This is a genomic window from Massilia sp. TSP1-1-2, assembly GCF_049896185.1.
GTDB lineage: Bacteria > Pseudomonadota > Gammaproteobacteria > Burkholderiales > Burkholderiaceae_D > Telluria_A.
This window is the reverse complement of sequence record NZ_JAFCTU010000143.1, coordinates 1-935: the sequence shown is the minus strand read 5'-3', so window position 1 is coordinate 935 and position 935 is coordinate 1. Positions and strand designations below refer to the sequence as shown.

The 935-nt window shown below is 61.2% G+C and carries 1 protein-coding gene and 1 pseudogene; both read right to left on the bottom strand.

Annotation, left to right across the window (positions count from 1 at the left end; all coding sequences use genetic code 11):
- Positions 1 to 570 (bottom strand): annotated as a pseudogene (locus tag ACP7BV_RS27350) (serine--tRNA ligase); the annotation flags it as partial.
- Positions 571 to 676: 106 nt separating this feature from the next.
- A partial coding sequence (locus ACP7BV_RS27345) for a hypothetical protein (RefSeq protein WP_426108053.1) occupies positions 677 to 935 on the bottom strand: 259 nt, incomplete at its 5' end.

The window sequence follows — 935 nt, the reverse complement described above, 5'->3', positions numbered from 1 at the left end:
CGCCAAGCAGGCCGCGCTCGCGGTCGAAGACAGCATGTATTGCGCGAGCGCGCGGTGCAGACGGGCAATGCCGCCTTTCATGACGGAAAAACGCGAACCGGTCAGCTTGGTGGCGACATCAAAATCGAGGCCCAGCGCGGCGCCAACGTCCACGTGGTCTTTCACGTCAAAATCAAAACTGGGAGGTGTGCCCACTTTACGTACTTCAACGTTTGCCGCCTCGTCGGTGCCAACAGGCACGGATGCGTGCGGCAAGTTGGGCACGCTTTCCATGAAGGCCGCCATCCTTGCCTGCACATCGCCCAGCGCGGTTTCATTGGATTTGAGCTCGTCGCCCAGGCCTGCCACTTCCGTCATCACGGCCGAGGTGTCTTCGCCTTTGCCCTTGAGCATGCCGATCTGTTTCGACAGCGAATTGCGCCTGCCTTGCAGCTCTTCGGTACGCGTCTGGATCGCTTTGCGTTCCGCTTCGAGGGCGTTGAAGCCTGCCACGTCGAGCTGGAACTTGCGCGTTGCGAGGCGCGCTGCGACGTTGTCGATATCTTTGCGAAGAAGTTGGATGTCTATCATGGGGTCAAGTGGCGCTATGTCGAAAGCGCAATTGTACCAAGTTGACAGTCACTTCCGGCGATTTGCGTCAGGTGTCATTTGCGCTGCGCGGGCCAGCGCCAGTACATCAGCTTTGGCTGGCTTTTCCCAGCGCGGTCAAGCGCTTGGTCTTGACGACAACGACTTGCATGTTGGCTTCGGCAATCGTGCTGGCCTGGACCTTGGCGGGAGCTGCAGCGGCCGGCACTTCGGCCGTGGCGTAAGCAGCCCAGGTGGTCATGACGGCAACGGCAAGAAAAACGCCTTCGTGCCGCCCTGCGCGACACGTATGACCAATGCGCGAAGCTGGTGCGCGGCGTTCCGACGGGCGTACGCGCCGCCGCCGG